The sequence below is a fragment of the Nostoc sp. CALU 1950 genome, assembly GCF_051172895.1.
In the GTDB taxonomy this organism is placed as follows: Bacteria; Cyanobacteriota; Cyanobacteriia; order Cyanobacteriales; family Nostocaceae; genus Nostoc; species Nostoc edaphicum_A.
In genome coordinates this window covers 22,061-28,548 of the sequence record NZ_JBDNJQ010000107.1, presented here as the reverse complement: position 1 = coordinate 28,548, position 6,488 = coordinate 22,061, and the positions used below count along the sequence as shown (strand labels likewise).

Below are 6,488 nucleotides of genomic sequence, written 5' to 3'. Positions count from 1 at the left end.
ATTTTGCTGGGCTACGAGATCCCCGACTTCTTTAAGAAGTCGGGGATCTGACCACCGCTAACCACTCATAACTAATGGGACAGACTACTAGAAACGAGTTCTGCCACTGCTCCAGTCGCCGGAATCGCAAGTACCACGGAAACGCTCAATCCCATTAATGGCGATCCGTCCACTGCGTCGGTCGATCTCAACACGCGGATGATTTAGCCCATTTACTTGGTATTTTCCCGTGATTTGCTCAGGTGTGACACGGAGATCCTTGAGGTTCCACCATCCATTAGTACCGCCTGAATTAATTGGCGGGATGAGCCTTCCGCCCAGATGAATTTTTCCCTGCATATTACGAATCTCGACTTGAACCTCGGAATCGAATTCCTTTGTCGAAGACTCTACACGATTTTGCAGTTCATAGCGATGACGACGTGAGTTCCATTCATAGCTGTTGCGGCTTTCAAGACTTGGTTTGCGACCTTCACCGTAGCAGATTAAGGTCAGTTTTTGCCGCATTGAGTTGTCACTGTTGCGCTCAGGTGCGCCTTGCTCCCGGAGATAGGTATCGATCGCAGTTTGAGCTTTACCAATTTCTTTTGAACTACAGGAACGACCATTTTGAACTAGCTCCCCTTGAGGGCTAAAAAGGACAGTGCAACCGCTTCCTCGTGTCATCCCCGTCACACTTAAATTACCGTTGTCTACAGTATCGATTATCGCTTGAGCATTCACAGAACTCGCGACTGTAAGCGTAAGTAAACTCAGCGCGATCGGCGTTAAAGCCAGCAATGTTTTCATTGTTATGTTAATTGTTGTTTTGAATAGATATGAATTATTGGATAAATCTATCACCAAGAGGTTGAATGGTAAAGTCAGTAGACCGAAAAGTTTTGCCAACGCCAAAAATAATAGCCGATGATACCGTTTTTGGATAATAAGTTTTTTGTGAATACTTGAGGGTGTAAGAGGTGGTTGACGTCAGCAACCTCTTACACCCTCATAATGATTATTTATTTATTGCGTAAGTCCTATTTTTTTGAGTAATTTATTCCTTGGAAGTCCCTTAAAAGGCAATACGGTTCGGTTTTGGGGGAAAGGTTTTAATACATCCTTTACCCCTTTCCCCAAAACCAATTCCCAGACCATAAGAAAAGTGAAGAGTGCTTATCCGAACCGTATTGATGTAAAAGGGACTGAGGATTGTGTTTTCACTGCACAAGTGATACTGGGAAAGTGAATTTATGATATACCCAAGATAGATGTAATAGTATTTAATATGTGCTAATAACTCAATACTGCCAACCGTAGGATTGAAAATTAGTATTTTTCTACATAAAATTAAAAATCTAAAATTAAAAATTGGACACACTGATGGTTAGGAGTGTTAGAGTTTCAGGAAATTCACCGGAACTTTTCAGCGGGTATTCATGCTGAAGAAACTACAAAAAAAGCAGATTTCGATAATTGCGGGTGCGGCACTGTTTGCCTTTTTAGCCGGGGCAATGGTATCAGCACCAGAGATTGGCAAATCCCTTGGACAATGGCTCAAACTGAGTCAGAATAAAGCAGAGTCAACATCAGAGACTAGCATTGCCCAATCAGCGGTCTTTCCACTGATCTCACAATCGCTGCCAGAACGGGCGGCAAAACTAGCAGCGATCGCCCAAGAATCGCGATCGCCAGACCGGAATCGCGCTCGTTATCTGTTGGCGAGTGATTATATTGAAAGAACCCAAGCGCAAAAAGCCCTGGCTTTACTTCAAGGATTAGAGAAAGACTATCCTGTTCTCGCGCCTTATATTTTGCTGAAACAAGCCCAGGCAGAGGATATGCTGGGTGAGGATGGCAAAGCTTCGGATCTGAGGCAAAGTGTGCTGAGACTGTATCCCAAAGAAGCAGCCACAGTAAAAGCGCTATATCTGATTGCCCAACCAAAGCAACAAGAAACCGCGATCGCTCAATTTCCTTCCAATCCTCTAACTTGGGAAATTATCCGCAAACGCTTACAAGAAAATCCCAATCAGCCACAATTACAGCTGATTTTGGCTAAATATGCCTACGATCAACCAGGGATAGTGGGCGTTTTAGATCAGCTAGTAAAACAGCCGAATCTCAAATCTGAAGACTGGGAAATCATTGGTACAAGCTATTGGGAAAATAGTCAATTTCTCAAAGCGGCCAATGCTTATGCCAAAGCACCCAAAACACCGCGCAACCTCTACCGTACCGCACGGGGGTTACAAGTAGGAGGCAAAGATCGAGAAAAAGCGATCGCCACCTATAAACAATTAGTCCAGCAATTTCCAGATACCGAAGAAACTGGAACTGCACTACTGCGGTTAGCAGAAACCACAAAAACAGGTAAAGACGGCTTACCCTATCTTGACCAGGTAATTAGTAAATTTCCGAAACAAGCTGGTACTGCACTGGTACAAAAAGCTAAAACTCTCCAAACCCTCAAAGATCAAAAATCAGCTAGCGTGGCGTGGCAATTACTCATAGCCAAATACGGCAATTCTGATGAAGCCGCAGAATACCGCTGGAAAATAGCCAAAGACAAAGCCAAAGCCAAAGATTACGTCGGTGCTTGGCAATGGGCAGAACCAATTGTCACCAACAATCCCAACAGTATTTTGGCTCCAAGAGCCGGCTTTTGGGTAGGGAAATGGGCAGCTTCACTAGGCAAACAGCAGGAGTCTAAAACGGCTTATGAGTATGTGATTAGTCAATTTCCTTACTCTTACTATGCATGGCGATCGGCGACGATGCTGGGGTTGAATGTCGGCAACTTTGACAACGTGCGCGTCATGAACCCGGAAGTAATCACACCCCAGCGCCCATTACCGCCTGCTGGTTCTGAAACTTTCAAAGAATTGTATCTGTTGGGTCAAGACCGTGATGCCTGGTTACAATGGCAAACAGAATTTCAAAACAAAGTTCAGCCAACAGTAGCAGAGCAATTTACTGAAGGGTTGATGCGGCTGGCAAGGGGAGAAAATCTCATCGGAATTGACAAAATCTCTAAATTGGAAGACCGGGAAATACCCGCTGAACAAACCCAATACGAGACTCTGAGCAAACAAATCATCTACTGGCAAGCCCGTTATCCATTTCCCTATTTTCGAGAAATTCAAAAGTGGTCTACTGAGCGTCAACTCAATCCTCTGCTAGTAACTGCCTTGATGCGTCAAGAGTCACGGTTTGAAGCAAAAATCAAATCTGTCGCTGATGCTACTGGCTTAATGCAGGTGTTGCCGAGTACAGCTAAATGGATCGCCCCACAAATCAAAGTGGATTTCAAAACAATAAGTCTAGAAAATCCCAACGATAACATCATGATGGGTACATGGTATTTGGATCATACCCATGAGCAATATAACAATAATTCCTTGCTCGCGATCGCTAGTTACAATGCTGGCCCCGGTAATGTCTCCAAATGGCTGCAAACTCTAACTACACAAGATCCAGACGAGTTTGTTGAAGAAATTCCCTTTGATGAAACCAAAAATTATGTGCGTCAAGTATTTGGCAACTACTGGAATTATCTGAGGCTTTACAACCCTGAGATTTCTGGCATCGTAGCAAAATATTCGACTACACACCCGAAATTACCGACGCAGTGATTTTGCTGTTTGACGCTAGAAAGGAGAGAGGGGAAGCAGGGGGAGCAGGGGGAGCAGGGGAAGATTAATAAATAATTCCCTACCAGTACCCAGCACTCCTGAATTCTCCTCGGTTATGGCTAAAAGGCAACATTTTACAAAAATTTAAGTGGGGCGATGCTTAGGGTGGGCTGCGCCTACGCTACTTTATCTGTTGCAAGGGTCAAGCGATCGCTAATATAGGACTCATATTTGATTTTTGAAAAAAATTCGGTACACCTTAATCTTCTGAAATCCTATTGCCTATTGCCTTTTGCCTATTGCCTACCTACGCAAATGATTTCAGTAATCAAACCGTATTCCTATAGCTTGAGTTGATTGCACCTGTAGCGTTAATATATCTTAATGTATTCAGTGTTGCAAGTTTCGCGCCCCAATGGAGTTAACTTCAAAAAAATTTAAGTCAGAACTGATATTAGAAATCCAAGCCTGCCTGCAATTGGCAGTTCCTTTGGTAATTACTCAAATATTAGAAGCGGGCATTCCTTTATTGGATGGAGTGATGATGGGCTTACTTAACAGCCAAGCTTTAGCTGCGGGTGCTTTAGGTGCTGTTACTTTTTCTACCCTAGCTTCCGTTTGTCGTTCTGTTCTTTCCGCTGCGGGTGTGAGTGTCGCCAATGCTTTTGGTGCAGGAAAAATAGACCAAGTTAGTCGTGCTACCGGTCAAGGAATTTGGTTAGCTGTGACGATGTGCTTACCTGTGATGTTTGTCATTTGGCACTTTGACTCTATTCTGCTGCTGACTGGTCAAGAAGAAAGCAATGTGTTATTAGCTCAAACATATTTGCGGTCTATTGTTTGGGGTTTTCCTGCTGCACTCGGTTTTTGTATCTTAAAAGAAGTTAGCTCTGCCCTCAATCGTCCCCAATTCCTAACAGTAATTACCGTGGTGGGACTATTATCAAATGCGGCTGCTAATTACGTGCTAATGTTCGGTAAATTTGGTTTTCCAGTCCTTGGTTTAGCCGGTATTGGTTGGGCAAGCGCACTCATTTTTTGGCTGAATTTTATCGCCGCCACCAGTTGGATTTGCTTTGATAACTATTTTAAAAAATATCAACTTGATTGTGCTTTGCATCAGTTCGATAAAGATATGTTTATAGATATCTTTCAAACTGGGTGGTTTTTGGGGTTGCAGTATGGGGCAGAAATTGGAGTATTCACTGTCACTGCTTTACTGATGGGTTGGTTTGGGACAGAGACATTAGCAGCCCATGAAATTACTGTCGAGACGGAAAGTTTTGTCGAAACTGTATCTATAGGTATTTCCTATGCCGTCACTATGAGAGTAGGACAACTGAGAGGGCAAAATGATCTCAAGGGTGCAAGCAGAGCGGGATTTGTCTGCATTGCCCTTATCACTCCTGTTGTGAGTATTGTGGCACTAATTTTTTGGCTGTTTCCCAACTATATTGTGGCAATGTATTTGGACACCAGTAATTTAGATAATATCGAGATAGTTAAAACGGCAATTTCTTTCCTGGCTGCGGGGGCAATAGTCCAGATATTTTATTCTATTCAGACTATTGCTGCTGGTGCTTTAATCGGGTTGAAGGACACCAAAGTGCCAGTGTTAATTACTATGTTCGCTTACTGGGGAGTAGGTCTAGGTGGAGGTTATCTAATGGCATTCACTTTCGGCTGGGGTGCTATAGGTTTATGGTTGGGTTTAGTACTAGGGCTACTCATGGGTGCAGTGCTTTTAACTTGGCGTTTTTATCTTTTGACTACTGAGTTAAGCTATTCTCGCCAGCAGCCCCACGCCGTCCTGTTCGCGGAGCGTCTCGTAGAGAAGGGCGGCGCTGGAAGTATGTCACTCTGATTGAACAGCTCTAAAAACTTCAATTTTTGTACCTTTGCCATGCAGACTCGACTATTTCAGCAATGATTTCTGTGTATGTCACACCACCCAAATGTCCCATAATTGGCAAGTCTGAGCGGATATGATGTAGCCCTGGCAATGGGTTAAGCTCCATAAACTGCAACACACCGCTAGCATCGCAGCGCAGATCCACGCGGGCAGCGTCTCGGCAACCAAGAGTATGGTAAGCATCCACCGCCAGTTGCCTTGCCTGTGCTGCCAGTGGTTCAGGATCTATGAGTAAACCATAAGATACCCGTTCCAGATACTCATCTTTGTTAAGGGTGGTGTAGGCAAAAGCTTCCACTTCTCCTGTAAAAATTACTTCCATCACACCTACTACCCGTGAGTTGCTGCCGTTGCCAATAATGCCTACTGTTACTTCTCTACCAGGAAGAAAGGTTTCCACGAGTACTGGTTGCTGAAAAAGTTCACGTAACAATTGATAAGTATTTACTAGTTCCTCGCGTTCTTTGACAAGAGAACGCCCAGTTATCCCTTTAGAACTACCTTCCGCCACAGGCTTGAGGAAAAGTGGTATTGGCAGTGACACGGCTGCCGCCTCTGCGGTAGTATTCACGATTTCAAAGGAGGCTGTCGGCAAACCGCGATCGCGCACCACTCTTTTAGCAAGCGCCTTGTCTAAAGTTAAAGCACAGGTGAGTGGATCGGAAAAGGTGTAGGGTTGAGCGAATAATTCGCAGACTGCCGGGACTTGAGCTTCACGAGAGCGACCCTTTAAACCCTCAGCAATATTGAAAATCAAATCCCAGCGATCGCCTTTTGCCAAGCGCAGAGCAAGTTCTCTACCATTACCGACACGTTCAATCTGATGACCTAACTGCAATAGTGCAGTTTCCAGCCCGATGATAGTTTCTTCATCATCGAACTCCATTACCTCAGAGTCACTGAAACCAGCTTTCAGGTAGTCTGCCTTCAAGTCATAACACAGACCAATGAATAACCCCATA

The 6,488-nt window shown here is 44.2% G+C and carries 4 protein-coding genes; 2 read left to right on the top strand and 2 right to left on the bottom strand.

Annotation, left to right across the window (positions count from 1 at the left end):
- Positions 1-87 precede the first annotated feature (87 nt).
- The gene (locus ABF638_RS24930) at positions 88-789 is read right to left on the bottom strand and encodes a hypothetical protein (RefSeq protein ID WP_435025600.1); all 702 of its coding nucleotides are present in this window, start codon (positions 787-789) and stop codon (positions 88-90) included.
- Positions 790-1,418: 629 nt separating this feature from the next.
- On the opposite strand from ABF638_RS24930, the gene ABF638_RS24925 reads away from it, so the two are divergent.
- Both ABF638_RS24925 and ABF638_RS24920 read left to right on the top strand, forming a co-directional pair.
- Positions 1,419-3,614: a transglycosylase SLT domain-containing protein gene (locus ABF638_RS24925; protein ID WP_435025599.1), complete on the top strand. Its 2,196-nt coding sequence runs from the start codon at positions 1,419-1,421 to the stop codon at positions 3,612-3,614.
- A 415-nt stretch (positions 3,615-4,029) separates the two neighbouring features.
- Positions 4,030-5,478 (top strand): MATE family efflux transporter, encoded by a 1,449-nt coding sequence (locus ABF638_RS24920; RefSeq protein WP_435025598.1) that lies wholly within the window; start codon positions 4,030-4,032, stop codon positions 5,476-5,478.
- A 19-nt stretch (positions 5,479-5,497) separates the two neighbouring features.
- Here the strand turns inward: ABF638_RS24920 and ABF638_RS24915 are convergent, their stop codons facing one another.
- The gene (locus tag ABF638_RS24915) at positions 5,498-6,487 is read right to left on the bottom strand and encodes a D-alanine--D-alanine ligase family protein (protein WP_435025597.1); all 990 of its coding nucleotides are present in this window, start codon (positions 6,485-6,487) and stop codon (positions 5,498-5,500) included.
- Between the last annotated feature and the right edge of the window lies 1 nt (position 6,488).

Excerpts from the sequence above, each read along its gene's own strand:
- ABF638_RS24930 (WP_435025600.1), bottom strand. The coding sequence starts at position 789 with ATGAAAACATTGCTGGCTTTAACGCCGATCGCGCTGAGTTTACTTACG.
- ABF638_RS24920 (WP_435025598.1), top strand. The coding sequence starts at position 4,030 with ATGGAGTTAACTTCAAAAAAATTTAAGTCAGAACTGATATTAGAAATC.
- ABF638_RS24925 (WP_435025599.1), top strand. The coding sequence starts at position 1,419 with ATGCTGAAGAAACTACAAAAAAAGCAGATTTCGATAATTGCGGGTGCG.
- ABF638_RS24915 (WP_435025597.1), bottom strand. The coding sequence starts at position 6,487 with ATGGGGTTATTCATTGGTCTGTGTTATGACTTGAAGGCAGACTACCTG.